Origin of the sequence: Ottowia massiliensis, from assembly GCF_900240305.1 — a bacterium.
GTDB lineage: Bacteria > Pseudomonadota > Gammaproteobacteria > Burkholderiales > Burkholderiaceae_C > Ottowia > Ottowia massiliensis.
On sequence record NZ_LT964854.1, the window covers coordinates 2,733,449 to 2,759,595 of the forward strand.

27 protein-coding genes are annotated in these 26,147 nt (G+C 64.4%); 18 read left to right on the forward strand and 9 right to left on the reverse strand.

Features of this window, described 5'->3' with window-relative positions; all coding sequences use genetic code 11:
• The first annotated feature begins 14 nt into the window (after window positions 1-14).
• Together radC and C1720_RS12145 are read left to right on the forward strand one after the other, a co-directional pair.
• Window positions 15-701: a RadC family protein gene (gene radC, locus C1720_RS12140; protein ID WP_102284375.1), complete on the forward strand. Its 687-nt coding sequence runs from the start codon at window positions 15-17 to the stop codon at window positions 699-701.
• 9 nt (window positions 702-710) lie between these two features.
• Window positions 711-1,364: a Smr/MutS family protein gene (locus C1720_RS12145; RefSeq protein WP_102284376.1), complete on the forward strand. Its 654-nt coding sequence runs from the start codon at window positions 711-713 to the stop codon at window positions 1,362-1,364.
• 430 nt (window positions 1,365-1,794) lie between these two features.
• On the opposite strand, the gene C1720_RS12150 is transcribed toward C1720_RS12145, so the two are convergent.
• Window positions 1,795-2,568 (reverse strand): DNA alkylation repair protein, encoded by a 774-nt coding sequence (locus tag C1720_RS12150; protein WP_102284377.1) that lies wholly within the window; start codon window positions 2,566-2,568, stop codon window positions 1,795-1,797.
• 1,293 nt (window positions 2,569-3,861) lie between these two features.
• On the opposite strand from C1720_RS12150, the gene C1720_RS12155 reads away from it, so the two are divergent.
• Both C1720_RS12155 and C1720_RS12160 read left to right on the forward strand, forming a co-directional pair.
• Window positions 3,862-5,826 (forward strand): ABC-F family ATP-binding cassette domain-containing protein, encoded by a 1,965-nt coding sequence (locus C1720_RS12155; protein ID WP_102284676.1) that lies wholly within the window; start codon window positions 3,862-3,864, stop codon window positions 5,824-5,826.
• The gene (locus C1720_RS12160) at window positions 5,798-7,129 is read left to right on the forward strand and encodes a hypothetical protein (protein WP_146007043.1); all 1,332 of its coding nucleotides are present in this window, start codon (window positions 5,798-5,800) and stop codon (window positions 7,127-7,129) included. Before C1720_RS12155 ends, C1720_RS12160 begins: the two co-directional genes overlap by 29 nt.
• Window positions 7,130-7,457: 328 nt before the next feature.
• On the opposite strand, the gene C1720_RS12165 is transcribed toward C1720_RS12160, so the two are convergent.
• Window positions 7,458-8,204 (reverse strand): DUF4198 domain-containing protein, encoded by a 747-nt coding sequence (locus tag C1720_RS12165; protein ID WP_050716174.1) that lies wholly within the window; start codon window positions 8,202-8,204, stop codon window positions 7,458-7,460.
• A 106-nt stretch (window positions 8,205-8,310) separates the two neighbouring features.
• Between C1720_RS12165 and C1720_RS12170 the strand changes: the two genes are divergently transcribed.
• The 7 genes from C1720_RS12170 to C1720_RS12200 all read left to right on the forward strand — a co-directional run bounded on the left by C1720_RS12170 (window position 8,311) and on the right by C1720_RS12200 (window position 14,036).
• Window positions 8,311-8,628 (forward strand): hypothetical protein, encoded by a 318-nt coding sequence (locus tag C1720_RS12170; RefSeq protein WP_050716173.1) that lies wholly within the window; start codon window positions 8,311-8,313, stop codon window positions 8,626-8,628.
• Window positions 8,625-9,314, forward strand: a complete 690-nt coding sequence (locus C1720_RS12175; protein WP_102284379.1) for a DUF6162 family protein — start codon at window positions 8,625-8,627, stop codon at window positions 9,312-9,314. The genes C1720_RS12170 and C1720_RS12175 overlap by 4 nt, the downstream gene beginning before the upstream one ends.
• Window positions 9,315-9,346: 32 nt before the next feature.
• On the forward strand, window positions 9,347-10,315 hold the full coding sequence (locus tag C1720_RS12180; protein WP_233199963.1) for a metal ABC transporter solute-binding protein, Zn/Mn family: 969 nt from the start codon (window positions 9,347-9,349) through the stop codon (window positions 10,313-10,315).
• Window positions 10,312-11,100, forward strand: a complete 789-nt coding sequence (locus C1720_RS12185; protein WP_102284381.1) for a metal ABC transporter ATP-binding protein — start codon at window positions 10,312-10,314, stop codon at window positions 11,098-11,100. Before C1720_RS12180 ends, C1720_RS12185 begins: the two co-directional genes overlap by 4 nt.
• Entirely contained in the window at window positions 11,097-12,005 is a 909-nt protein-coding gene (locus C1720_RS12190; protein WP_233199965.1) for a metal ABC transporter permease, read from the forward strand. Before C1720_RS12185 ends, C1720_RS12190 begins: the two co-directional genes overlap by 4 nt.
• A gap of 124 nt (window positions 12,006-12,129) precedes the next feature.
• The gene (locus tag C1720_RS12195; RefSeq protein WP_102284382.1) at window positions 12,130-13,098 is read left to right on the forward strand and encodes a metal ABC transporter solute-binding protein, Zn/Mn family; all 969 of its coding nucleotides are present in this window, start codon (window positions 12,130-12,132) and stop codon (window positions 13,096-13,098) included.
• A gap of 215 nt (window positions 13,099-13,313) precedes the next feature.
• Window positions 13,314-14,036, forward strand: a complete 723-nt coding sequence (locus C1720_RS12200) for a hypothetical protein (RefSeq protein ID WP_158241738.1) — start codon at window positions 13,314-13,316, stop codon at window positions 14,034-14,036.
• Between the two features lie 376 nt (window positions 14,037-14,412).
• On the opposite strand, the gene C1720_RS12205 is transcribed toward C1720_RS12200, so the two are convergent.
• The 3 genes from C1720_RS12205 to gmk all read right to left on the reverse strand — a co-directional run bounded on the left by C1720_RS12205 (window position 14,413) and on the right by gmk (window position 17,610).
• Window positions 14,413-16,662 (reverse strand): RelA/SpoT family protein, encoded by a 2,250-nt coding sequence (locus C1720_RS12205; protein WP_102284678.1) that lies wholly within the window; start codon window positions 16,660-16,662, stop codon window positions 14,413-14,415.
• Between the two features lie 80 nt (window positions 16,663-16,742).
• Window positions 16,743-16,943 carry a DNA-directed RNA polymerase subunit omega gene (gene rpoZ, locus C1720_RS12210; RefSeq protein WP_050716167.1) on the reverse strand — a complete coding sequence of 67 codons (201 nt, stop codon included), beginning with the start codon at window positions 16,941-16,943 and terminating at the stop codon, window positions 16,743-16,745.
• A 46-nt stretch (window positions 16,944-16,989) separates the two neighbouring features.
• Window positions 16,990-17,610: a guanylate kinase gene (gene gmk / locus C1720_RS12215; protein ID WP_102284679.1), complete on the reverse strand. Its 621-nt coding sequence runs from the start codon at window positions 17,608-17,610 to the stop codon at window positions 16,990-16,992.
• A 149-nt stretch (window positions 17,611-17,759) separates the two neighbouring features.
• On the opposite strand from gmk, the gene C1720_RS12220 reads away from it, so the two are divergent.
• From C1720_RS12220 to C1720_RS12250, 7 genes are all read left to right on the forward strand, one after another.
• Window positions 17,760-18,038, forward strand: coding sequence for a hypothetical protein (locus C1720_RS12220; protein ID WP_102284384.1), 279 nt, complete (start codon window positions 17,760-17,762; stop codon window positions 18,036-18,038).
• Between the two features lie 247 nt (window positions 18,039-18,285).
• The gene (gluQRS, locus tag C1720_RS12225) at window positions 18,286-19,281 is read left to right on the forward strand and encodes a tRNA glutamyl-Q(34) synthetase GluQRS (protein WP_102284385.1); all 996 of its coding nucleotides are present in this window, start codon (window positions 18,286-18,288) and stop codon (window positions 19,279-19,281) included.
• 543 nt (window positions 19,282-19,824) lie between these two features.
• Window positions 19,825-20,160, forward strand: a complete 336-nt coding sequence (locus C1720_RS12230; protein ID WP_050716164.1) for a YbaB/EbfC family nucleoid-associated protein — start codon at window positions 19,825-19,827, stop codon at window positions 20,158-20,160.
• A 357-nt stretch (window positions 20,161-20,517) separates the two neighbouring features.
• Window positions 20,518-21,108, forward strand: coding sequence for a recombination mediator RecR (gene recR, locus C1720_RS12235; protein WP_102284386.1), 591 nt, complete (start codon window positions 20,518-20,520; stop codon window positions 21,106-21,108).
• 263 nt (window positions 21,109-21,371) lie between these two features.
• Window positions 21,372-21,680: a winged helix-turn-helix transcriptional regulator gene (locus C1720_RS12240; protein ID WP_050716162.1), complete on the forward strand. Its 309-nt coding sequence runs from the start codon at window positions 21,372-21,374 to the stop codon at window positions 21,678-21,680.
• 73 nt (window positions 21,681-21,753) lie between these two features.
• Entirely contained in the window at window positions 21,754-22,107 is a 354-nt protein-coding gene (locus C1720_RS12245; RefSeq protein WP_050716161.1) for an FKBP-type peptidyl-prolyl cis-trans isomerase, read from the forward strand.
• Between the two features lie 15 nt (window positions 22,108-22,122).
• On the forward strand, window positions 22,123-22,968 hold the full coding sequence (locus tag C1720_RS12250) for a hypothetical protein (protein ID WP_102284387.1): 846 nt from the start codon (window positions 22,123-22,125) through the stop codon (window positions 22,966-22,968).
• A gap of 17 nt (window positions 22,969-22,985) precedes the next feature.
• Here C1720_RS12250 and C1720_RS12255 read toward each other — a convergent pair whose 3' ends face one another.
• The 4 genes from C1720_RS12255 to C1720_RS12270 all read right to left on the reverse strand — a co-directional run bounded on the left by C1720_RS12255 (window position 22,986) and on the right by C1720_RS12270 (window position 26,146).
• Window positions 22,986-23,336: a FixH family protein gene (locus tag C1720_RS12255; RefSeq protein WP_233199969.1), complete on the reverse strand. Its 351-nt coding sequence runs from the start codon at window positions 23,334-23,336 to the stop codon at window positions 22,986-22,988.
• Window positions 23,337-23,341: 5 nt separating this feature from the next.
• A complete protein-coding gene (gene ccoG / locus C1720_RS12260; RefSeq protein ID WP_102284388.1) occupies window positions 23,342-24,742 on the reverse strand; it encodes a cytochrome c oxidase accessory protein CcoG in 1,401 nt (466 codons plus the stop codon).
• 299 nt (window positions 24,743-25,041) lie between these two features.
• Complete coding sequence (ccoP, locus tag C1720_RS12265; protein WP_102284389.1) at window positions 25,042-25,974, reverse strand: cytochrome-c oxidase, cbb3-type subunit III; 933 nt, start codon at window positions 25,972-25,974, stop codon at window positions 25,042-25,044.
• A 34-nt stretch (window positions 25,975-26,008) separates the two neighbouring features.
• Complete coding sequence (locus tag C1720_RS12270; RefSeq protein ID WP_050716606.1) at window positions 26,009-26,146, reverse strand: CcoQ/FixQ family Cbb3-type cytochrome c oxidase assembly chaperone; 138 nt, start codon at window positions 26,144-26,146, stop codon at window positions 26,009-26,011.
• Window position 26,147: the final 1 nt, after the last annotated feature.

Here is a 26,147-nt window from a genome sequence, read left to right on the forward strand (position 1 = left end):
AGCTGTCCGCCGCCATGTCGCTCAAAAGCCTGCCCCCTGACGCCCGCCCGCGCGAAAAGCTCCTGGCGCGCGGCCCCGCCGCCCTGGGCGACGCCGAGCTGCTCGCCATCTTGCTGCGCACCGGCACCGCCGGGCGCGGCGTGCTGCAAATGGCGCAGGAAGTGCTCAGCGCCTTTGGCGGCCTGCACGGCCTGCTTCAGGCCAGCGGCGAAGACCTGCGGCGCATCAAGGGCCTGGGCGGCAGCGCCAAGCGCGCCGAACTGCTGGCCGTGCTGGAGCTGGCCCGCCGCGCCCTGGCCGGGCAGTTGCGCCAGCGCCCCGTGTTGCAAAACCCCGCCACCGTGCGCGACTACCTCCAGCTGCACCTGGCCAGCCGCCCGCAAGAAATCTTCGCCGTGCTGTTTCTTGATGCGCAGCTGCACCTCATCGCCTTTGAAGAAATGTTCCAGGGCACGCTCACGCGCAGCAGCGTCTATCCGCGCGAAGTCGTGCGCCGCACCCTGCACCACAACGCCGACGCGCTCATCCTCGCCCACAACCACCCCAGCGGCCACGTGCAGCCTTCGGCGGCAGACGAAGCCATCACCCGCGAACTCACGGCCGCCCTGGGCCTGATCGACGTGCGCGTGATCGACCACTGGATCGTCGGCCCCGGCGGCGCGGCCTGCTCCCTGGCCGAGCGCGGCTTTTTTCTGGCCTGAAAGCCCGGCATGAAAGCCCGCAGCCTGAAAGAGCTGAAAAAACTGCGCCAGCAATTTGCCGCCGCCCAGGCACAGGCAGCGAAAGAGGCGCAAGCAGCCCAAACGCGCCAGCAAGCCCAGGCCCGCCAGCGGCAAAGCGACCACGCCCTTTTCTTGCGCGCCATCGGCGCCGTGCAGCCGCTCCAAGCCAGCGCCCGGCATGAAAAAGCCGGCCAGGCCGCGCGCCCCGCCCCGCTGCCCCGCCAGCGCCAGCAAGACGAGCGCGCCGCCCTGCGCGAAACCCTGTCCGACGAATTCGACGCCAGCACCCTGCTGCACGTGGACGAACACCTGAGCTACTTGCGAGCCGGCATCGGCCCCGACGTGCCCGCCCGCCTGCGCCGTGGCCAGTGGGCCGTGCAGCGCCAGATCGACCTGCACGGCCTGCGCGTGGACCAGGCCCGCCAGGCGCTGGCCGCCTTCATCGCCGCCGCCTGCCGCAGCGGCGTGCGCTGCGTGCGCGTGGTGCACGGCAAAGGCCACGGCTCGCCCGGCAAAACCTCCGTGCTGCGCGCCAAGGTGCCCGGCTGGCTCATCCAAAAGCATGAAGTGCTCGCCTTCGTGCAGGCCCGCCCGCCTGACGGCGGCGCTGGCGCGCTGCTGGTGCTGCTGCGCGCGGCGTGATAGACGCCGCCCGCGCAACCCGCGCGCAGGCGCAGGCCATGATGAATCCACTCCGCCATTTCGCTCCTTTATCAATAGCATGAGGTCCTAGTGGAAATTGCGCTGAACGGTATTTTCAGCCCATCAAATTTGCTCCTGTTTCTGATACTCGTCTTGTAGCCGCCCGCCAGCGCTGTCCCCGGGGCGCTAGCTGGGCTGCACCAGGCCCTGTTGAGAATTACCAAGACTGAATCACACGCTTGTCCGTGCTTCTTCGCCCTGCTTCGCCAGGCTTGCCCAGGCAGTGCGGGGCCATCAGTGCCCACTGCTTGTCGCTCATGCTCTTTTTTCCATGGCGGGATTGCTGCACAAGAGCAGGATTCTCAAAAGGCCCAAGGACATGGGGCTGGCCCAGAAAATGAGCGCAGCGGATCGCGCTATGAACAGGCTCCTACTTCAGACTGCGCGTGGCGCGCTGGCAGATGCGGCGGGTGGCAGCGGCGTCGCTCGACTCCAGCCACTGGGCGCAAAGGGCGCGCACCCAGGCGGGCTGGTCTTTGGCTGCATCGTTGAGCCAGTTGCTGACGGAATCCTGCACGTAGGCGCTGGGGTCGGCGCGCAGGGGCGCAAGCAAAGGCAGAGCGCGGGCCGGGTCGGCCTTGAGTGCGGCAATGTGCGCGCACCACACGCCGCGCGGGCGCAGGGCTTCGCTGGCAAAGCGGCGCAGGCGCTCGGAAGGGCTGGCAGTCCATTCAGCCAGCAGGGCAATGGCCGCGTCCAGCTCGCGGGCGAGGTGGGGGCGCTGCGCCAGCCAGGCCCATTCACGCACGCCAAAGTGCGGGTCATCGGCCAGGGAGCGTGTGGCTTGCAGGCGCTCGCGCAGCGGCAGCTCTTGCGCACCGATGGCAAAGCAGGCCCAGCCGCGCACGGTGTCGCTGGCGTGCGCCTGGCAGGCAGAGATGGCGCCGGGGCCCAGCGCTTGCAGCAGCAACGCGCCCATGCGCGCCATGCGCGCGGCGATGCCCAGCTGACAGGCGGCGCGCGCCTGTTCATCAATGGCGGCGGGCAAGCCGGGAAAGGCGGCGCGCAACAGGCGGGCCTGGTCGATGGCCAGAATTTCAGGCAGCGTGGCGCTGGCGATGTGGCCTTCATTGAGGGCTGCGAGCGTCTCCGGCGGCAGATCAGCGGCGCGGCGCGCGCCTTTGCGGGGAGCGGGAGCAGTCATGGCTGGGTCAGAAAGTGGTCAGGCAGCTAGCTTATCCAGCGGGCTGACCAAGTGTTGGCGCTTGTCTGGCATGCGTGGAGCGGCACAAGAGGCGATCCAGCGGTTGTGCTCGTCAAAAACCGCCTGGCCAACACGCACCTCCTATGGAGCGGAATCAATGCGCTGGAGGCGACGGCCGCTGCTATCGGCTTGGCGTTCGATAAAGGCCTGCACTCCAAGGCAACCAGCAGACCGGTGGGAGGGGCGCAGCTCACGCCCGCTTGTTCAGCCGGTTGGTGCAGGGCAGCCCTTCTGGCTGCGCGCATTCAACAGAAAAACAGCATGAAGTCCCCCTTCGAAGAGGCCGCACGCCCAGCCGTGTGGCGCGGCCGCTCTTCAGCACGGCGGCCAGCGCAAACACTTGCAGGACAAGCTCTTAAAGGGCATTCCTGCCATGCCCCAGCCTCACACCGCAGTCGGATCAGCCCCATGCGGCACAGCCAGCAATGAAGCGCCGCCCGCAGTCCGGCCTGCTGAATCACACCAGAAACAAGAGCGAATTCAAGGGTATCGAAATGCCATTCTGCGCAGATTCCACTAGGACACCATGCTATAGATAGCAGAGCAAAAACGCAGTGCTTGCACCCTGTCCATTCGTTGCCTGCGCCCTGCTCCTCGTGCAGGCCGGAGTGTGAACGGCTCGCAAGAAACGAAAGCCAGCCAGCGCGCAGCAAACCCGCGCGCCATTTTTCGCGGATGCCCATGAACAAAAGGCACAAAAGGCGGCTTTGCAGGCGGTCAGCGCGCTTGCTGATCGCGTTTTCTGGCTGCGTTTCCCGGCCACGGGCAGGCTCCAGACTGCGCCGTTTTTCACGGAATCGGGCAGCAAGCGCGCCGCTTCCCTACCCAAGGGTCACTCTTTGAGGCATCATGCAAATACGCTTTTTCATGGTTTGAATTTCGTGCCCGTGCAAAGCCGCTTTCCTGAAGCACAGCCTCAGCTTTCCGCTCCTTGCTTGGCCTTAAAAAGAAATCACGGCACGAAGCGCGCCAGCTTGCAGCACCTCCGGTGTTCTGCCAAGCTGGCCTGATGTGCGCGTTGAGAGACACGCCATCCCCCTGCAGGCGCCGGACGCATGCGCCGTAGGCGTTATCCGATTGAGAACCGCTTTGCCAAATTCAAGGAGTTCAGGCGTGGAGCCGTGCGGCGACCGCCGTCAAGCGGGGCAGAAGGCGCTGACTACCATCAGCGCCTTCTTTTTTCGCGCGCAGGCAGGCTCTGCGCGTTCTGCTTCCGGCTTGTTTTTTTCACACGTGATTTCTCTTCAAAACCTGACTTTGCGCCGTGGCGCCAAAGTGCTGCTCGACGGAGCCAGCGCCACCATTCACCCCGGCGAAAAAGTGGCCCTGGTGGGCCGCAATGGTGCGGGCAAATCCACCCTGTTTGCGCTGCTGAGCGGCGCGCTGCATGAAGACGGGGGCGACTTTTCCATGCCCGCCCACTGGCGCATCGCGCAAGTGGCGCAGCACATGCCCGAAACCGGCGAAGCGGCCACCGCCTTTGTGCTGGCGGGCGATGAACGCCTGACACGCCTGCGCGCCCAGCTGGCGCAAGCCGAAGCGGCAGGCGAAGGCATGGCCATCGCCCAGCTGCATGCCGATTTGCAAGACGCCAGCGCGCACGACGCCACGGCGCGCGCGCAGGCGCTCATCCTCGGGCTGGGCTTCAAACCCGGCCAATTGCAGCAGCCCGTCAACAGCTTCTCGGGCGGCTGGCGCATGCGGCTGCAACTGGCGCGCGCGCTCATGGCCCCGTCTGATCTGCTGCTGCTGGACGAGCCGACCAACCACCTGGACCTGGACGCGCTGGTGTGGCTGGAAGGATGGCTGGCGCGCTACGCCGGCACGCTCATCGTCATCAGCCACGACCGCGACTTTCTGGACGCCGTCACGCAAGCCACGCTGCACATCGAACACGGCCAGCTCACCCGCTACGGCGGCAGCTACAGCACCTTTGAAGAACTGCGCGCCCAGCAACTGGCCCTGCAACAAGCCGCCTGGGCCAAACAGCAGGAAAAGCGCGCGCACCTGCAAAAGTTCATCGACCGCTTCAAGGCCAAAGCCACCAAGGCGCGGCAGGCGCAAAGCCGCGTCAAGGCGCTGGAACGCATGGAAAAAATCGCCCCCGTGCTGGCCGAAAGCGAATTGCAATTCAGCTTTCGCGAGCCGCCCGCGCTGCCCAACCCCATGCTCGCCATCAAGGAAGCCGCCTTCGGCTACCGCAGCGATGCGGGCGACAAACTCATCTTGCAAAGCGTCAGCCGCACCGTGCTGGCAGGCCAGCGCATCGGCATCCTGGGCGCCAACGGGCAAGGCAAATCCACCTTCGTCAAAACCATCGCGCACCAGCTGCCCCTGCTGGCAGGGCGCGTCACCGAAGGCAAGGGCCTGGCCATCGGCTACTTCGCCCAACAAGAGCTGGACGTGCTGCACCCGCAAAGCACGCCGCTGGAACATATGGTGCGCCTGGCGCGCGAAACCGGCCGCGAAAACGCCGAAGAAGCGCGCGAACAGCCGCTGCGCAACTTTCTGGGCGGCTTCAACTTCGCGGGCGACATGGCCGCGCAGCCCGTCGGCCAGTTCTCCGGCGGCGAAAAAGCGCGGCTGGTGCTGGCCATGCTGGTCTGGCAGCGCCCCAACCTGCTGCTGCTGGACGAACCCACCAACCACCTGGACCTGGCCACGCGCGAAGCCCTGGCCGTGGCCCTGAACAGCTTTGAAGGCACGCTCATGCTCGTCAGCCACGACCGCGCGCTCTTGCGCAGCGTATGCGACGAGTTCTGGCTGGTCGCGCGCGGCCATGTGCAGCCGTTTGAAGGCGACTTGCGCGACTACCAGCGCTACCTGCTGGACGAAGCCAAACGCCAGCGCGAAGCCGCCGCCCAGGAGGCATCCGCCGCCGCCCCCAAAACCAGCCCGCTAACTGCCAACAGCATCAACCCCGCCGAACAGCGCCGCCAGCAAGCCCGCCTGCGCGCCCAGCTGGCCGAAAAAACCAAACCGCTCAAACGCCAGCTGGCCGCCGCCGACGCACGCATGGCCGCCATTGCCACACGCCGCACCGAACTCGAAACCCAACTGGCCACCCCGCAGCCGCCCGCCGCCATCGCCAACGCAGGCCGCGAACTCAAAGCCCTTGAAAATGAATTGACCGCGCTGGAAGAGCAATGGCTCGAGCTTTCCACGCAAATTGAAGAAATTGAAAATGGGCAGGCGTGACAGCTCCGGTTTTTCAGGCCCTCATCTCGCGAAAAGACAAATGAAAAGACATAGCCCGGCTGCATCTGGAACAATTTTCGCGTTCAGGAAATTGAGAAAACCGCCAAAACAGGATCACCAGGCGTGGCTTCGGCAATTGCTGGAACCCATATTTCCGTTCCTGTGGAAGGCCATTTTGGGAACCGGTGGACTGATTTTGCTCCTGTTTTTCATGCAAATCAGATTCATGCCGGAAATCGGCCTTGTCGATGCCATGGCCATGATGGTTGCCATCGCATTGAGCGGTCTGGTTTTTGTTGTGCCTGCCGGAGCTGCGATGTTTCCTGCCATCATGCTTTCATGTGAGCCAGAAATAAAAAACAGTTTCAAGACTAAAGAAATCAAGCGCTGGAAAGTTTTCTTCAAAAATCCTGCTTGTTTCTTTATCTGGAATACATTTTTATTCTTGTTGCTGTTTTTATTTCTGTGGTGGTTGGCAAGCGAGCCTCATTCCAGCCATAAGGAAGGCTGGACGGTGGCGATTATTTACGCTTTGTCTTTGTATATAGCTGTTGCATTCTTCTCCTCTTTCGCCAGGATTGATCCTGGTTCCATGCACAAGATGATAAGAGCAACCCATCTGCACATACGGCATTTCTTCGTGAAAAAGAAATCAAAGAAAGACAGAAAGAGACGATTGCTTCTTCTTGTCAAAAAATACAATAGTCAGGCTTTCGCCGCCCTGAAGGCCAAATTCATGTCTATTTTCATCGATGCTGTCGCATGGTCATTTTGTCCGCTCTTTCTGTTTGCTTTATTCTATAGTTATGAAGGATTCCGTCAGGATACATGGCTGGTAATTTCTCTGTTGGCATCATGGTTTATGATCTCATACTCAATCAGTTATATTATTATCATTTATGAGGGCAAACAGAAAACTGTTTTATATTCTATTGGAGCTTTCTTTTCCATTCTAATGTTATTAACCATGACGGGCAGTATAACCAAGATTCCATCTGCGGCCATCAGACTGATTGGCCTTGGGGCCATTCCAAATGCCAGTGTTTTCCTGAAAGATGAAGGTTGTGCCACATTCAATGCCATTCCAATGCCTGTCGGACAAAATCCACTTTGTCAGGGAAATATCGTGCGCTCCGTCCATCTAATATCCAGAATCGCCTCACCCTATGTTTTCGAGGTGACAGGAAGGGATAATCTGGCATGGAGAATCACCATCCCGAAGGAACAGGTTATTTCTTTGATGATTCCAGATCAACGAGGCGGTGACAAACGCAGCGGCGAACCCGCCCAAGGCTCTCGATGAGCATTCAGAAACCTGTGCTGGCGCGCCTGCGAGCCTTGTTGAAGGCGCTGGCTTCTGAATGACTCGCCAGCCCTTCATCCAGAAAGCGGCGGCCCGCTTCCGTTATGCCGCACGAAAGCGGGCCGCTGCTGTTCGAGTCGCAATAAAAACAGGAGCGAATTCAGGGGGCGTCAAATACCCTTCAGCGCACTATTCACTAGGACGTATTGCTATGCATAAAGGAGCGAAATAGCGTGGCGTATCCAGCCTTGCCATTTCGCTTCTCGCATTTGCTGGCCCGTGTCTTGCGTTTCATCCGGGCCGGGCCTCTTATGGCCAAGCCGGGCGCTCAGTGATCATGGCCGCCGCCTGCGGCTTCAAACGTGAGGGTGAACAAGGTGATGTCCTTGTCGGCCTTTTTCGGATCGGGGTAGGCCACGGCGTGATTGACGCTGATGACATTCAGGCCGCTGCGGGCCACGGTGAGCGTGGCGCGGCCCTGGGCGTCGGTGGTGGCTTTCTGGGCTTCGTGGTCGAAGGCGTTGCTGGTGACTTTGGCATCGGCCAAGGGCTGGCCCCGGTAGATCACCTGCACGGGCAGTTTTTCGCCGGGCAGCAGTTTGGCGGGGTTGGTCTCGGGCACGATTTCAAGCTCGTAGCCCAGTTTGGTGACTGGCTCGCGCTTGTTCAGGTAGGCGGCGGAAAAGCCCCGGGCATGCATGGAGCGTTCGGCGTCAGCCGGGTTGGGCAGCTGGTCTTTGGCCAGGTTGTGCCATTTGCCGTCTTTGGTTTTGCTCCAGATGCCGCCTTCCTTGGTGAAGGTCAGCAGGCCGGGCGCTTCGGCCTTGAGCGTGGCAAAGCGCTGGGTGTAGTGGCGCACGATGGTGACTTCTTCCGGCTTGCCGTTTTTGTAGGCGCGCGCTTCGCTGATGGTGATGGGGTCGTAGGGGTCGGTGTCTGATTCTTCGTGCCCGTACATCACGGTGGGCTGGCCGTGGATGCGGGCCAGCCAGATTTCATGCGCCTGCGCGGCCGCCGGGGCAAGCAGGCTGCCAGCCAGGGCCAGCAACAGGGCGTTCAGATGGCGTTGTTTCATGAGACTTCTCCTGATGGTGCAAAGTGAAAAGGGTTGATTGTTGGGCTTTGTTGCGAAAAATTCGCGTTTGTTATTATTCCACGCTTGATTTTTCCGGAGTTTCGCCATGTCCCGTTTTCCGTTTTCCGCTTGTCTGGCCGCCGCTTTGCTGCTGGCGGGCGCTGCCGCGCAGGCGCATTCAGTCAAGTTCAAGTGCCAGGCCGATGGCGCGCAGCATGTGCTTTGCACGGGCGGTTTTTCAGATGGCAGCGACGCCAAGGGCGTGGAAATCCGCGTGATGTCGTACGAAGACAAGGTGCTGCTCAAGGGCGCGCTGGATGACAAGTCGCAAATCCGCTTCGAGCGCCCGAAGCAGGACTTTTTTGTGCAGTTTGACGGCGGCGAGGGCCACTCCGCCGAGGTGGATCACGCCGACATCCGATGAGCGAAGCCGCCACGCAAGCGCCCCTGCCGCCCTCGCCGCCTGCCGCCGGGGCGGCTGCGCTGCCTGCGGGCTGCGTGCAGCAGGTGCCGCCAGCCGGGGCGGGGCGCGAAACGCGCTGGGTGCTCGTGACGGTGGCGCTGGTGCTGGCGCTGTCGGCCACGGTGGCGCTTTGGCAGCGGCACATGCAGACCGAAATGGCCTTGCAGGCGCACCAGATTGACCTGGCCACGGGCCTGACGGCGGCCGAGCAAGGCATCTACACCGATTTGCAGGCCGTGCACGACGAGTGGCGCGCCGAAGGCCGCCCGCTGCCACCGCCCGCGCCCGATGTCTGGGCCAGCGATGGCTGGTCGCCTTTCGAGCAAGACCTGGCGGCGCAGCGCCGGGGCGCCCGCCAGTGGCGCGTGGTGCAGGCCGAAGGGCGCTACGCCTATCTGGGCGAGCCGGATGAAGCGCAGAGCAGCGGGCCAGGCGAACAAGGCGGCCAGGCCGCCCGCCTCATGCTCTGGCGCCTGCCCGCCGCGCAAGACGCCGAGGCCCGCTTTGATGTCTGGCTGCGCACGGCTTCCGGCCCGGCCCGCGCGGCAGAGGCCTTGCCCGGCCTGCACGATGACGATTTGGCGGCCCACGGCTGGCGGCAAGTGGCCGCGCACCTGGATGACGTCAAGCCCAAAGACCAGCACTGAAGCACTGAAACACCGAAATACAGGCGCCGAACATGACTTCCCCTCTTTCCGAACCTTCCGAACGCACCGCCTTTTTCAGCCGCCGGGCGGCCCTGATGGCGCTGGGCGCGCTGGCCGCCAGCGCGCTGCCCCCGGGCCGCATCCGCGCAGCGGATGCGGCCCCAAAGCTCAAGGTCGGCATCACGCTGCACCCCTACTACAGCTTTGTGGCCAACATCGTGGGCGACCGCGCCGAAGTGATGCCCTTCATTGACGCGGGCTTCAACCCCCATGCCTACGAGCCGCGCTCTGAAGACATCAAGCGCATCGGCCAGATGGATGTGGCCGTGCTCAACGACGTGGGGCACGACGACTTTGCCCGCCGCATGATTGCCGCCAGCGAAAAACCCCATCTGCCCGTCATCAACGCCAATGCCGATGTGCCGCTGCTGTCCACCATGGCGCTGGGCACTCCGCAAGGGCGGGCGGTGAACCCGCACACCTTCATCTCCATCAGCGCCTCCATGCTGCAAGTGGGCACCATCGCGCGCGGGCTGGGCAAGATTTCGCCCGAAAACGCGCCGTTTTTTGAAGACAACGCCCGCGCCTACAACAAGCGCCTGCGCAAGCTGCGCGCCCAGGCGCTGGCCAAGGTGAAAGAAGGGCCGGATGCCAACTTCCGCGTGGCCACCATTCACGGCGCTTATGACTACCTGCTGCGCGAATTCGGGCTGGAAGTCAGCGCCGTGGTAGAGCCTGCGCACGGCATGGAACCCAGCGCCGCGCAACTCAAAAGCATGGTGGACCGCCTGCGCTCGCAAAACATCCGCGTGCTCTTTGCCGAGCAAGACAACCCCACGGGTTTTGTGCAAACGCTGGTGCGCGAGACGGGCGTGCGCGTCTATCCGCTCACGCACATCTCGCACGGCCCCTACACGGCCGACAAGTTCGAGAAAGACATGGCCTTCAATCTGGATGCTGTGGTGCGCGCCATTGAAGAGTCGCGGAAAGCGCGCGCATGAGCGCCGCCCCCGCCAGCCCCGGCCCCGGCTTCATCCCCGGCCCGGCCCTGCGCTTGCAGGGCGTGAACCTGCAACTGGGCGCCACGCGCATCCTGCAAGACATGAACTGGCAGGTGAACGCGGGTGAAATCCACGCCCTCGTCGGCCCCAATGGCTGCGGCAAAAGCAGCCTGATGAAAACCGTGCTGGGCATGATGCCGCACACCGGCCAAATCACCCTGCACTGGCCGCTGCCCGCGCCGGGCGTGCTGGCCTACGTGCCCCAGGCCATCGAGGCCGACCGCACGCTGCCCATGACGGTGCAGGACTTCATGGGCTGCATGCTCCAGCAGCAGCGCCCGCTGTATCTGGGCCTGCGCCGCGCCGTGCGCGAGCGCATCTTGCAAGGGCTGGAGCGCGTGGGCATGGCGCACAAGGCCAGCCGCCGCATGGGCGACCTCTCCGGCGGCGAGCGCCAGCGCGTGCTGCTGGCCCAAAGCCTGCTGCCGCCCGCGCAATTCGTGCTGCTGGACGAACCCATGGCCGCGCTCGACCGCGCGGGCATGCAAGTCTTTGAATCGCTGCTGGCCCAATGGCGGCAAAGCCGCGCCACCGTGCTGTGGGTGGAGCACGACCTGGCCGCCGTGCGCCGCCTGGCCGACCGCGTCACGGCCCTCAGCCGGGGCCGCCTGCTCTGGACGCGCGAACCGGCCGCGCTGGGCGACGCGAACATGCTCTTGCAGCTCTTCGCCCACACGGCCAGCCCCGAAAACACCCGCCCGGAACCTCAACAGGAGGCCGCATGAGCGCCGCCGCCCCTTCGCTGCTGGACAGCCTGCACCAGTTCATGCAATCCGGCGTGGCCGCCGGCTGGCTGCCCGCCATGCTGCAATACGGCTTCGTCATCAACGCCCTCGTGGCCGGCCTGCTGCTGGGGCCGCTGCTGGGCGGGCTGGGCACGCTGGTCGTCGTCAAGCGTTTTGCCTTCTTTTCGGAAGCCGTGGGCCACGCCGCGCTCACCGGCACGGCCATCGGCATCCTGATGGGCGAACCCATCGCCAGCCCCTACAGCAGCCTGTTCGGCTTTTGCATCCTGTTCGGGCTGCTGCTCAATTACCTGCGCGGGCGCACGGGCCTGTCGCCCGACACGCTCATCGGCGTGTTTCTGGCCGTCTCGCTCGCGCTCGGCTCCAGCTTGCTGATGGTGCTGGCCGCGCGCATCAACATCCACATTCTGGAAAACGTGCTCTTTGGCTCCGTGCTCACCGTCAATGGCCGCGATCTGGCCGTGCTCGCCATCGTCACCGCCTTCACTCTGGCGGCGCTGCACCGCACCTACAACCGCGCCATGCTCGCCAGCTTTCACGCCCCGCTGGCGCAGGCGCGCAAGCTGCCCGTGCAGTGGCTGGACTACGTGTTCGTCATGCTCGTCACGCTCATCACCGTGGCCGCCGTCAAGGTCATCGGCGCGCTGCTCGTGGGGGCGCTGCTGGTCATACCCGCCGCCACGGCGCGGCTGCTGGCTGGCTCCATGCGCAGCTTTTTCTGGCTCACCGTCATCTTCGCCACCGTCTGCACGCTCACCGGCATTGCCGTGCCCGTGGCACTGGACATTCCCGTGCCTTCGGGCGCGGCCATCATCTTGTGCGCCGGCGCGCTGTTTCTCGCGGCCGTGGCCATCAGCGCGCGGCGCTCGCAGGCAGTGCATTGAGCGCAGGCTGGCCAACATGCTTCAAAAAGGATAGCTGCCCGCGCTTGTTCCACTAGGACTTGAGGCCGGTTTGATGCCTGAAATCCAGCCCCCTTCCGTTTTTGTTCCCCCTTTTCTTGCAGCCATGAACCGTCCCGCCCTTCTTTCCGCTTTCGCCCTGGCCGCCGCGCTGCTGGCGCCCGCCCCGGCCCATGCCGCCGGGCCGGCGGCCACGCCGTCCGCCGAAACGCCCTCCGTCCAGCCAGCGGGGCAGGCTGCGCCCCTGCGCGTGATCGCCGCCCACCCCGTGGTGCTGGGGCTGGCGCGGCAAATCGTCAAGGGAACGCCCATTGAGCTGGTGCAGGCCGCCCCCGCGCGGCTGCCAGCCAGCCGCCAGCCCGGCTACCTGGCAGGCGGCAAGGGGCTGGACGAGCTGCTGGCCGCCGCGCGCCAGGCGCAGGCCGTGCTCACGCTGCGCTCCGTCTGGCCGGACGACCAGCTCTACCCGCTCGCGCGCCGCGCCAACATCCACATCGTCGAAATCGACGCGGCCAACCCCATCGAGGGCGAGCTGCCCGGCATCGCCCTGACCGAATCCACTCTGCGCGAAGCCAAAGGCAGCGCCACCGTGCTCATCAACCAGCCCTGGCAAGACAGCGCCAACCTCGCGCGCATGGCCATGATCATGGCCGACTCCCTCTCGCGCCTGGCGCCGCCGCAGCGCGAGCGCCTGCAAGCCAACCTCGCCGCCATCAGCCAGCGCCTGCAACAGGCCCAATCCGAAGCCAGCCGCCAGCTGGCCCAGGCTGATGAGCTACCCGTGCTGCTGCTCACTCCCCGCGTGCAAGCGCTGGCCACCGCGCTGCAACTGGAGCCTGTGCCCTGGCAAGCGCCTGAAAAAGACGAAGACCTGCCCGCCGCGCTGCAAAAAGCCATTCAGGCCCATCGCCCCCGCGCCATCCTCAGCCACACCGCGCCTGACGAAGCCGCCGCCCAGGCCATCGCCGCCGCAGGCGTGCCCCTCATCGTGCTGCGCGACAACGCCCCTGACCCCGTGCAGGCCCTGACCGACGCCATGCTGGCCGTGGCGCAGGCCATGGCGCGCAAGCCATGATGCGAAAGCGGCTCAGCCAGGAGGTGCCATGGCGAAGGCAAAGAGTGCCTGTGCAAAGGCACCATTCCTCTATTAGCATCTGGCCTTTTTGCAGTTGGCTGGCCCCATTCAGCTAGTTAGGCTGCCGTTCGCTTGACAGAAAAAATAGGAACTTTTTTATGCTCCGTTCCCGCTTGTCCCTTTGCATTTCTGCCGCATTGGCCGCTTTGCTAACCGTGCCGCAGACAGTCTTTGCGGCGCCCTATGCCTGCGGAGACGACATCCGCATCTTCAACACGGGTGTGGATGCTTCGCTGGCCCGCATCACCACCCTGGGCACGCCCGACCCGCGCTGGAAGGTGGCCAACAAACCCGTGGACGACGTTACCACGCTAGGCGTTATCGCGGCCTGGGATACACCCGTGACGGCCCGGCTAGGTCCTCCGAATACCTGGACTTGGGCTGACGTACCCACGGCAGCCTGGCTGGCCCGCAATACTGAAATGAGCGCCGCCAAATACACCTACTACAAGCTGGATGTGGATCTGGCCGCCAGTGTGAATCCGGCTACCTTCCAAGTGCATACCACCATGCATGCTGACGATCAGGTTGTGGCTGTTTTCCTCAATGGTCAGCTCCTGCCCGGCTCCCAGCTGGCTAATTCATGGGCAGGCGGCGTATATGTTTCCGTGCCTTCCACGTTTACGATTGCCAATCAGTGGCGGACCGGCGCAAACGAACTGGTTGTGCAAGTGTTCAACAACTCTGCCACAGTGAACCCCGCCTCAGCCAGAAAGTGGGGCGGCTTCGCACTGGAAGCCTCCACTGCTTCTTGCACAACACGTCCGGTGGCTGCCACTGTGGCGCCTGTGCCAGCCACTCATCCGCTGGCACTGGTGATTGGCGGCTTGCTTGTGGCTGGCATTGGCATGCGTGTCGCGCGCCGCCAGGCTGGTTGAACACAACGCCATGACCCATTTCGCAAAAAAACGTGGTTTCGGGTGGCCTGTGGCTCAGTGAATCCTCCGCAGGTTATCCAGCCCGTTTGCGCCTTGCCGCCCATCCTGATTCCCGCCCTACGCAGGCGCAAGCTGCCTGTCAAACGGCATGAGATGAATCAGAAACAGGAGCAAATAAAAGGGGGCTGAAATGCCATTTCGCGCCCGTTTCACTAGGACATCATGCTATTGATTCAGTAGCTAAATAGCATGACTGGCTCAGCGCCATCCATTCAGCGCCGCTTGCCTGCGCAGGGCTTTCACGGCTTGCGTCTTGTCCGTTCGGAACCGCTTTTTTCGCGCCTGCGGGCCAGGCTGCGGAAGAGGCAGGGAGTCGTCAGTCCTCGCCAGCGGTGATGCGCACGGCCTTGAGCACGGCGCTGGCGCGGCGCAGCTGGCGCAAGGCCGCTTCCAGGTGGGCGGTGTCGCGCACGGCGATGATGAAGTTCAGATCGACCGTGCCTTCGGCGGCCAGGCCATCCATTTCGACGCGGGCGATGTCAACGCCTGCGGCGGCCAGCTCGCCGGTGACGCGGGCGAGCACGCCCTTGCCATTGGTGACGGTGACGCAGATGCCGGTTTCAAACGGGCGGGCGGGTTCGTCGGCCCAGTCCACGGCGATGAATTGCTCGCTGTCATGCGCTTGCAGGCGGCGGGCGACGGCGCAGCCATTGGCGTGGACGACCAGCCCTTTGCCTCGCTCCAGGTAGCCCAGCAGGGCGTCGCCCGGCACGGGCAGGCAGCAGGGGGCGTATTGCACGGCGGGGCCTTCGGTGCCATCAAGCAGCACGGTGCCTTGCGAGAGCTGTTCATGCGCGGTGTAGCGCTCGCGCGAGAGCAGCAGAGCGTCGCGCCGCTGGCCGGCGGCGGCCAGCTGGCTGGCCATGTGGCGGGCGGCCACGCTGGCAATGCGCTTGCCTTGCCCAATGTCGGCCAGCAGCTCTTCGCGCGAGGCGCTGGCGCCGAAGGCCAGCAGGTTGGCCCAGGCGGGGTGTTCAGGCGCAGGCAGGCTGGGCACGCCTTCGGCGCGAAGGGCCTGCGCGAGCAGTTTTTCGCCCAGCGCCTGCGAGTCGCTTTGCGCCAGGGTTTTCAGGTGGTGGCGGATGCGCGAGCGCGCGCGCCCCGTGCGCACGAAGGCGAGCCAGGCAGGGTTGGGGGCGGCTTGCGGGTTGGTGATGACTTCGATGACGTCGCCATTTTTGAGCACGGCGCGCAGCGGGGCGGGGTCGCCGTTGATGGTGGCGCCCGTGGCGCGGTCGCCAATGCCGCTGTGGATGGCGTAGGCGAAATCGACCACCGTGGCGCCTTGCGGCAGGGAGATGACTTTGCCGTGGGGGGTGAAGACGTAAACGGCGTCAGGGGCGAGGTCCACCTTCACGTTGTCCCAGAACTCGGCGGCATCGCGCGTTTCGTTCTGGATGTCGAGCAGCGATTGCAGCCAGTGCGCGCCGGCTTCGCCCGCGTCGGCCTTGGCGCCGCCGCTGTAGAGCCAGTGGGCGGCCACGCCGCTTTCGGCAACCTGGTCCATCTGCTCGGTGCGTATCTGGAATTCGATGCTGACGTTGGCCGGGCCGACCAGCGTGGTGTGCAGGGACTGGTAGCCGTTGGTTTTGGGGTTGGCGATGAAGTCGTTGAACTGACCAGGCACGGGCTTGTAGAGCTGGTGCAGGTAGCCCAGCGCGGTGTAGCAGGCAGCGCGGCTGGGCATGACGATGCGCACGCTGTAGAAGTCGCTCACCTGTGCAAATGACAGGCGCTTGCTGTTCATGCGGCTGTAGATGGAGTAGAGCGTTTTCTCGCGGTCGCTCACGCGCGCGTTCAGCCCGGCGTTGTTGAGGCTGGACTGCACTTCCTGCATCACTTTCTGGATGAGGTCGCGCCGGCGCTGCTGGGCGCGTTTGACGGCTTTGGCCAGCACGCCGTAACGCCAGGGCATGAGGTGGCGGAAGGCCAGGTCTTGCAGCTCGCGGAACACATGGTGCAGGCCCAGGCGGTAGGCGATGGGGGCATAGATGTCCAGTGTTTCTGACGAAATGCGGCCCCATTTGCTGCGCGGCATGTCGCTCATGGTGCGCATGTTGTGCAGGCGGTCCGCGAGCTTGATGAGGATGACGCGCACGTCGTGCGACATGGCCAGCAGCATCTTGCGGAAGGACTCGGCCTGGTTTTCCTCGCGGGTGGTGAATTGCAGCTTGTCGAGCTTGGTCAGGCCATCCACCAAATCGGCCACGGTGGGGTCGAAGGCGCGGGCAATGTCGTCTTTGGTGACGCCGCAGTCTTCCATGGCGTCGTGCAGCAGCGCGGCCATGAGGGCGCGCGCATCCAGCTTCCATTGCGCGCACTGCACGGTGACGGCGATGGGGTGGGTGATGTACGGCTCGCCGCTTTGGCGCATTTGCCCCTCATGCGCGCGGTTGGCAAAGCGGTAGGCGCGGCGCAGCTGGGCCAGATCGTTTTCGGGCAGATAAACGGCATGCGTCTCCAGCGCGGCCAGGCGCGCCTGGGCGGCCTGATCCAGCGGCGCATTGGCAAAGTCTTGACAGCTGGCGCGGCGGTCTGGCGACAAATCGCCTTTTTTGTTGTTCATGGCGTCAGATTTAATCACCCGCATCGAATGTGTGCAAATAAAAAAAGCGCCCTGAAGGCGCTTGTGCCGGGCTGCGGGGTTCAGGAAACCTTTTTCAGCATCTCCAGCCCCACGTGGCCCGCCGCAATTTCGCGCAGCGCCGTCACATTAGGCCGGTTGGACGACTCCAGCTTGGGCGCATGCCCCTGATGCAGCATGCGGGCGCGGTAAGTGGCTGCCAGCACGAGCTGAAAGCGGTTGGGAATTTGTTGCAGGCAGTCTTCAACAGTAATGCGGGCCATGAATCACCAAAATCAGGAAATATCAAAAAGAAAACAAATCGGAATATCAGCCCATATTCAGCGCCCTGAAAACATCGGCATGAATATATTGCTGGCAGCGATAGCGCATGCGCTGGGCGTGCACGATGGATTGCAAGTCCTTCAATGCGCTGGAAAAAACGGCGTTAATTATAACGAAATCAAAGTTTTTCGCCTGCGCCAGCTCCGCGCGGGCATTTTCCAGGCGCATTTCAATCACGTCGGGTGCATCTTCACCGCGCCGCTGCAACCGGGCGCGCAGCTCGCCCCAGCTGGGCGGCAGCACGAATGTCAGCACGGCCTGCGCAAAGCGCCGCTTGATTTGCAAGGCCCCTTGCCAGTCAATTTCAAGCAGCACGTCCTGCCCTGCCTGCAAGAGCGACTCGACGTTCTGGCGCGATGTACCGTAGCGCTTGCCATGCACGTGCGCCCACTCCACGAAAGCGTCTTGCTCCACCAGGGCGCTGAATTCGGCATCATCCACAAAAAAATACTCCCGGCCATGCGTCTCCTGCCCGCGCGGCGCGCGCGTGGTGTGCGACACCGAAGGCACGATGCGGCCATCCGCCTCGCGCAAGGCGCGCACCAGACTCGACTTGCCCGCCCCGCTGGGCGCGGAAACCACGAAAAGATTGCCGGGAAAATCCATGTGTTTCATGACAGCATTTCTGCCGCAAAGAAAAACGGCCCAGACAGGGCCGCCAATTTGTGAAAGCGTGTGAAAGCGCTCATTTTATGGGCCTTGGCACAATGCCCCTCTGACCCAAGCCCCATTCACATTCTGAAAGGAAAACCGCCATGAGCGAACAGCCCGAAGCCATTGAAATTGAAGTGGTCGAATCCACGCGCGCCGCGCGGGGCGACGCACAGCCGCCCGACCTGGGCGCTTGCGCCCGCAGCGCCGTGCGCCAGTGCGAGCAGGCGCTGGGCGGCCTTGCCCGGCAGGCGTGCCTGCAAGCGCAGGTCTATGCCGACCGCGCCAGCGCCTGCGTGGTCAAGCAGCCCATCAAATCCATGGCCGTGGCTGCTGCCGCAGGCGCCGTGCTGGCCTTGCTGCTGAGCGGGCGGCGGCGCTGAGAGCCTGTTCAAAAACGTGCGCGTTCTTGGGCCTTTGCAGTCCACACAGCCCATCACGGCCAGACTCTGAACAGGTTTCAACGCCGAATATCGCCCGCGCAAAGGCTGCCCGTCTGCCTGCTGCGCAAGCCAGCTCTGGCCTGATGGGAGGCGCAAAGATGAAGCCCGCCGGGTGACGCCCGCCTCAACCCGCGCTTGCTTTCCATCACGGCCACGCCGTGAACAGGCCCTGCGGCTTTCATCGTCCATGCACCCGCGCACGCGTGATCAACCGGTTGAATTGGCTTTGAAGACAGGTTCCTACACAGGCCGCTTCGCCCCCTCGCCTACCGGCTTGCTGCATGCAGGCTCGCTGGTGGCGGCCCTGGCCAGCTGGCTGGACGCGCGCGCGCACCAAGGCCGCTGGCTGGTGCGCATTGAAGATGTAGACGCGCCGCGCTGCATTCCCGGCGCAGGGCAGGCCATCTTGCGCCAGCTGGCCGCCTGCCAGCTGCTGCCTGATGAAGAACCAGCATGGCAGTCCCGCCGGGGCGCACTCTACGCCCGCGCGCTCGCGCAGCTGGAACGCGCGGACCTGGCCTACCCCTGCTCCTGCACACGCAAAGACATCGCCAGCTGGCACGCCGCCCGAGGCCACGCTCCTGTGCGCGGCCAGGCCTTGCCCTATCCCGGCCTTTGCCGCCCGGAGCGCGGCGGCCCGCGCGCCCAAGCCCCCTGCGCCTGGCGGCTGCACACCCTGCGCTGCGAGCAAAAAGCGCCTGCCGAACCAAACGCCCGCGCCTTCATGACCAATGGCGTGCTGCACTGGCATGACCGCCGCCTGGGCGCGCAACAGCAAAGCGTCTCCGATGCCGTGGGCGACTTCATCCTGCGCCGCGCTGACGGCCTGTGGGCCTACCAGCTCGCCGTGGTGGTGGACGACGCCGCGCAAGGCATCACCCACGTCGTGCGCGGAGCCGACCTGGCTGACAACACGCCCCGCCAGATCCTCCTTCAATCCGCCCTCGGCGCGCCCACGCCCCTTTATCTGCACACGCCGCTGGTTCTGGCAGCCAATGGCGAAAAGCTCAGCAAGCAAAACCACGCTGCCCCGCTGGATTTATCCAACCCCATGCGCGCGCTGAACGCCGCCGCGCAGGCGCTGGGCCTGCCCGCTCACAACACGGACGATCCTGACAGCATCCCCGGCGCACTCGCAGCCTGGGTGCGCGCCTGGCGGCAAATGGACTGGGCAGCTACGTAGAAGCTAGCGCAAAGCCATTTTTCATCAAAATCAGGAGCAAATTCAAGGGGGTCGAAAGACCGATCTGCGCTGTTTCCACTAGGACGTTTTGCTATTGAAAAAAAAGCAAAATTAGGCCACTGCCGAAGCTGCGCGCAAACAAGCTGTGAACAGTTTAGGAATGAGCGGGCACGTATGAAGGCTAAGGCCCCAACTCCCATCAGGGAAGCCGTCTTGTCCGCAGGCGCGAGCGCATCCGCGCATTTCCCGGACTGGCTTGATGAACAAAGCCCCTCGCCAGCAAGGAGAGAAAACTGCCGGGCCGCGCCTCTGCCATTGAAAGGAGGGAAAGCCTGAATCAGCTCCTGGATTCATAGCGAGGCGTCTTAGAACAGACTGCGGGGATGCCGTTTTTCCGTCCTATTCATTTGCTCCTCTTTTCATACTGATGGAAGCCATTTCCGAACGCGGGGCGCAATGCGGCGCAGGCTGGCGGCAGGCGCTTTGCGCCGCGTTGTTGAGTACGATAGAAAACTTTTGCCACATCTCAAGGAAAGCCCACCCATGTTCAACAAAGGACAACTCGCCGGCCTCATGAAGCAGGCTCAGGCCATGCAGGACAACCTCAAGAAAGCGCAGGAAGAGCTGGCCCATATTGAAGTCGAAGGCGAATCGGGCGCGGGCCTGGTCAAAGTGCTGATGACGGCCAAGCACGACGTCAAGCGCGTGACGATTGACCCCAGCCTGCTGGCTGACGACAAGGACATGCTCGAAGACCTCGTGGCCGCCGCCTTCAACGCCGCCGTGCGCAAGGCCGAGGAAGTGAGCGCCGAGAAAATGGGCAAAGTCATGCCTGCTGGCATGCCCGGTCTGCCCGGCGGCATGAAATTCCCATTCTGAAAAACGCGCTGCCTTGCCGCGCGCTTTTGCCTGTCTGCCAGGCGCTGTTGGCCTGCGCGCGCCGCATCACAGAATGAACAAGCGCCAAGGCTGGCTACCTGTCAGCCCGTGGGGCGCCAAGCCGCCGCATCATCCTGCCCCGTGCGTCATGCCGCTGCCTGCGGGCGCTTTTGGACCACTCATTTTCAATGCCCGATACAGCAGCAACGGCCAGACTTGGGGGGAACTGGAACCCCATGCGGGCCGGGGGCCTTCTGCCGCCCGATGCCTTCACTCGCCCGCCGTGCGGCATGACGCGCAGCTGAACCTGTTCTGACGCCATCCCGGCCCGCTGCCATCCATCATCTTCTCCATCCCATGAGCGATACCCATAGCCTGGATGCCCTGGTGCAAGCCCTGCGCCGCCTGCCCGGCGTGGGCGTGCGCTCGGCCCAGCGCATGGCCTTTCACCTGCTCCAGCACGACCGCGAAGGCGCGCAGCAACTGGCCCGCGCGCTGGATGCCGCCACCAGCCGCATGCGCCACTGCGCGCGCTGCCACACCTTCACCGAGCAAGAAATTTGCGCCACTTGCGCCGATCCCCGGCGCGATGCCTCGCAGCTGGCCGTGGTGGAAACGCCCGCCGATCAGGCCGCGCTGGAGCGCACCGCCGCCTTCAATGGCCTGTATTTCGTGCTGATGGGGCGCTTGTCGCCGCTCGATGGCATCGGCCCCAGCCAGATCGGCATGCAAAAGCTGCTGGAGCGCGCCACGGATGGCACGGTGCGCGAAGTCATCCTGGCCACCAACTTCACCGCCGAAGGCGAGGCCACCGCCCACGTCATTGGGCAAGCCTTGCGTGCGCAGGGCCTGACCGTGACCCGCCTGGCGCGCGGCGTGCCTGCGGGCAGCGAGCTGGAATATGTGGATCTGGGCACCATCGCCCATGCCCTGGCCGACCGGCGCTGAAAGCGGTGCGCCTTGCGCCGCCAGTAGGCAGCGGCTTGCCCGCGCCTGCCCGGAGGCCGCAAGCTGCTTGGCCCCGCGCGGCAGGCTGGCAGCCTGAAAATGAAGCGGCCGTTCCGGAATTTGTAGCGGCCAGTCCACGCCAGCGCTGCATCTGAAGCTATGAAACTGCTAGCAAAAAGCCGAATTCGGCTATCATGCCCGCCACTTGCGCCGCACGCCTGCAACCAACTGTTTACTGCGGCCTTTTTCAGGAGAAACCCGTCATGAGTTCCAAGGAAACCGCCGCCACCAATCAGCTGCTGACCTTGCTGGAGTCGCGCTACGCCATCCGCGTGATATGGGCGCTGCGCGACGGACACGCCCAGACCTTCCGCCTGCTGCAAGACAGCGTCGGCAGCATCACCCCCAACACGCTCAACACCCGTCTCAGGGATTTGCGCGCGGCGGGCTTCATCACCCACGGCTCCGATGGCTACAGCCTCACGCCCAGCGGGCAGGATCTGTTCAAGCGCCTGTCGGACTTGCAGGCTTTCGCGGTGCGCTGGGTTGCATCGCAATCCAAGAAGAAGTGAATCACTCACCTGTACGCGCCCGGCAGGGCGCTTTTTTTTGGCCTTTGCCTTTTTCTCTTTAAGGAAGCCATTCATGCCCACGACTTCCAGCGGCCTTCAATATGAAGACATCACCCCCGGCACAGGCGCCGAGGCGCTCTCCGGCCGGACCGTGCAGGTGCACTACACCGGCTGGCTGCATGAACAGGGCCGGACGGGCGCGCCGTTTGACTCCAGCCGCAACCGGGGCCAGCCCTTCACTTTCGTGCTAGGCCAGGGCATGGTGATCGCCGGCTGGGACGAAGGCGTGGCGGGCATGAAGGCTGGCGGCCGCCGCAGGCTCATCATTCCGCCTGCGCTTGGCTATGGCGTGCACGGCATTCGCGGAGTGATTCCACCCAATGCCACGCTTGAATTCGATGTGGAGCTGCTCGCCGCGCAAGACTGAATCCCCCTGCCCTGCATGCATCAACGCGCCAGCTGGAATCCCGCCCGCCGCAACCGCCGCACAGGCACGGCAGCCAGCGGCTACAAGCGGCGCGCGCCATTCGCAATGCCCGCTCCGTTCGGCCGCCAGCGGGAGCCGCGCGCCTTCCATGAACAGCTGCATTCGCCCGTCATCGTGTGGCGGCAAGTGGCGGGCCATTCACTGTGTTTCGCCGTGGAGCCACCCCATCTGCCGGGCGGTTTTTTTCATCCCTGCACGGTAGATGACCTCTGCGCCGTCCTGGCAGGCTGCCCGCCGCATGACGTGGCCCGCGTGCGCATGATCGTGCTGCGCCAGCCCACACGCAAGCAGCGCATTTTCAGCCGGGCGTGGGGCCGCGCATTGTTCGTGCGCCACGGCACGCCTGTCATCGTGCTGGAAGCGCAAAGCCTGGCCAGCTGGCGCTGGCCTTTGGCGCTCACGCCTGAATGGGCGCGCGAACTGGCCCGCCTGCGCGCTGACGGCCACACCGCGCAGCGCACCCGCCGCCACTGGCTTATCACGCCCTCACCCGACGCATTGCGTTGCACGCTGCTTTGGCGCACCTTGCTGCACGAATTGGGGCATATCGTCGATCACGCCCGCTGCCTGTCCGGCAAAGAGCAAGAGGTTTGGAAAACCCGCTGCTCCAGCGCCAAAGAGGACTTCGCCCACCGTTACGTCCAGGAGCGCATGGCGGCGCTCCAAGCCAGCGGACAAGCGCCTTTTCCCGCAAAAAACGATTCCTTCCGTCTGTTGGGCGATGGCTTGCGGCCTGAATGGTTTCAGCCCGTGTTTTCATTCGCCGCAGCCCCTGAACGCAAGAGCTGCCATTCCGACTGAGAGGCCGTTCGCGCCTTTCAGCGCGGCGCGGGCTGTCCGCTTTCGCTTCCGCCCGTTTTTTCTGGCGCCATGCCGCCGGTGGCGGCGTGGTTGCGGGCCTGCAGGGCGGGAGCGTGGGCGGCTTGTTCGTGGCGGGCGGCACCGGGGGCGGTTTGGCGCTGCTCGTCGGTGTAGAGGTAGTCGGGGTTGGCAATGGCCAGGTAGAGGGTGAAAAAGCCCGCGATGACGACAAGCGCCGGGCCGCCGACGACCAGCCACATGATGCGGTAGCGCCACCAGGGGCCGGAGTGCGGCTCTTGCAGGCGCGGGCCAGGGCGTGATGGCTGGGCGGCTAGCGGTGCGGCTGATGGTGTTGGCGGCGTGTTCATGGGCTTTACCTTGGCAGCATGAAGATGGTTTTTTCGGTGACTTCGCCCAGCTGCGGCGCGCTGATGCGCAGTGTGACGGGGTGCGCGCCGGGCGCGGCGGCGTCATAGGGCGTTTGCAGACGCACGGAGACCCATTTGGCCTGGGCGGCGGGCACTTCGACGGTGCGTCCGGCGGCCACTTCCAGGCCGGGCAGGCCCTGGGCTTGCAGGGTGAAGGTGTGGGCGGCTTCGGCGGCGTTCATGATTTGCACGCGGTAGATGTTTTCGATGCGGCCGCCGGCCACGATGCGGGCGAGCGCGGCGCGGTCGCGCACGATGTCCACTTTGAACGGGGTGCGCAGCGCGATGCTGGCGAGCAGCGCGATGGTGACGGCGGCCAGGATGGCGGTGTAGACCAGCACGCGCGGGCGCAGCACGCGGCGCAGCAGCTGCTGGCGGCTCCAGCCGTTGGCCACGCCGTTTTCGGTGGAGTAGCGGATGAGGCCGCGCGGGTAGCCCATCTTGTCCATCACGCTGTCGCAGGCGTCGATGCAGGCGGCGCAGCTGATGCATTCGTATTGCAGACCGTTGCGGATGTCGATGCCCACGGGGCAGACTTGCACGCACAGGGTGCAGTTGATGCATTCGCCCAGGCCCTGCGCCTTGTAGTCGGCTTTTTTGGCGCGTGCGCCGCGCGGCTCGCCACGGGCGGCGTCGTAGGTGACGATGAGGGTGTCTTTGTCGAACATGGCGCTTTGAAAGCGCGCGTAGGGGCACATGTATTTGCAGACTTGCTCGCGCATGTGCCCGGCGTTGCCGTAGGTGGCGAAGGCGTAGAAAAAGACCCAGAAGGTTTCCCAGGGGCCGGGCGTGCCGTGCGCCAGGCTGGTCAGCAGCTCGCGGATGGGCGTGAAGTAGCCCACGAGGGTGATGCCGCACCACAGCGCAAAGGCAATCCACAGGGCCTGCTTGGCGAGCTTGCGGCCCAGTTTGCGGGCGGACATGGGGGCGGCGTCCAGTTTCATGCGGGCGTTGCGCTCGCCTTCGGCCAGGCGCTCCATCCACATGTAGATCTCGGTGTAGACGGTTTGCGGGCAGGCGTAGCCGCACCACTGGCGGCCCGCGACGGCGGTGAACAAAAACAGCGCCATCGCGGAGATGATGAGGATGGCCGTGAGGTAAATCACGTCCTGCGGGTAGAGGATGAGGCTGAAGACGTAAAAGCGCCGGCCTTCCAGATCAAGCCAGACGGCGGGCCGCCCGCCCCAGGTGAGCCAGGGCAGGCCGAAGAAGATGATTTGCGTGAACCACACCAGCGCCCAGCGCCATTTGGCAAACAGGCCCGTGACGCTGCGGGCATAGACCTTTTTGGCGGCAGCGAAAAGCGGCGTGGCGGCGGCGCTGGCGGGGGCGGGCGGGGTGTTCATGACGTGGGAGCGGTGGATGAAATGGCGTCACGCGCCCGGCTTGCGCGCCGTGCGTGCGGCAGGCGGCCAGGCAAACGCCTGCCCGGCGTTTGGCTTGTGCGCCGTTCATGAGTCAAAAACAGGAGCAAATTCAAGGTGCCAGAAAATGGCTTCTGCGCAATTTCCACTAAGACCTCTTGCTATGAATCAAGGAGCTAATTTATCCCCTTCCGGCAAGCGTGCAGGCGGCTGAAGCCAGCGCCTGCCTGCCAGCCGCAGGCTGCCGGAGCTGCCCGTAGCGCGTGGCCCGGCCCGCCGCGTCACTGCGCGGCCGCTGCGCCGCCTTCGGCTTCGCCCTTGTGCGACAGGCTCCAGACATAGGCGGCCAGCACCTTGATTTGCTCGGGCGTGAACTTGGCGCCCCAGGCGGGCATGACGTTGGTCATGCCTTTGTTGATGCGCTCGACGATGGCGTTTTCGCCCCAGCCGTGCAGCCACACTTCGTCGGTGAGGTTGGGCGCGCCCAGGGCGGTGTTGCCCTTGCCGTCTTCGCCGTGGCAGGCGGCGCAGGCGGCGAATTTTTCCTGGCCCCGGCTGGCGCGGGCGGCGTCATGCGGGCTGCCCGAGAGGCTGAGCACGTATTGGGCCAGGTCGCGCACGTCTTGCGGCTCGCCCACGGCTTCGGCCATGGGCGGCATGTTGCCCATGCGGCCTTCGGTGATGGTTTCGACGATTTGCTCCGGCTCGCCGCCCCAAAGCCAGTCGCCATCGGTCAGGCTGGGAAAGCCTTTGCTGCCGCCGGCGTCCGAGCCGTGGCACTGGGCGCAGTTGTTCATGAACAGGCGGTCGCCAATGGCCACGGCCTGCCCGTTTTGCGCCAGCTCGGGGATGGTTTTGTCCTTGAAGGCGGCGTAGATGGGCGCGGCCTGCTCGTTGCCGCGCGCCACTTCTTTTTCAAACTGGCCTGTTTGTGTCCACTGGAGCGCGCCCGGGTAAGTGCCCAGGCCGGGGTAGAGGTACAGGTAGGCCAGCGCAAAGGCCACGGTGATGAGAAACAGGCCCATCCACCAGCGCGGCATGGGGTTGTTCATTTCGCGCAAGTCGCCGTCCCAGACGTGGCCGGTGGTGTTGTCGCTGTCTGGCTGCACCTTGGCGCGCAGGGCCAGCCAAAGCAGCCACACGCAGCCAAAGATGCCGCCCAGGGAAATGGCCGTGATGTAAACGGGCCAGAAGCTGCTGGTGAAGTCGCTCATTTTTTTAGGGTGTCAGGCGTGGGTTGTTTCCGGTTCAGTCCTGCTCGAAGGGCAGGCGGGCGGCTTCTTCAAAGCCGGCCTGGTTGCGGCGCGACCAGGCCCAGGCGACGATGCCGATGAAGGCCGCGAAGGCCAGCACGGTGGAGATGCTGCGCAAGGTGTTGATGTCCATG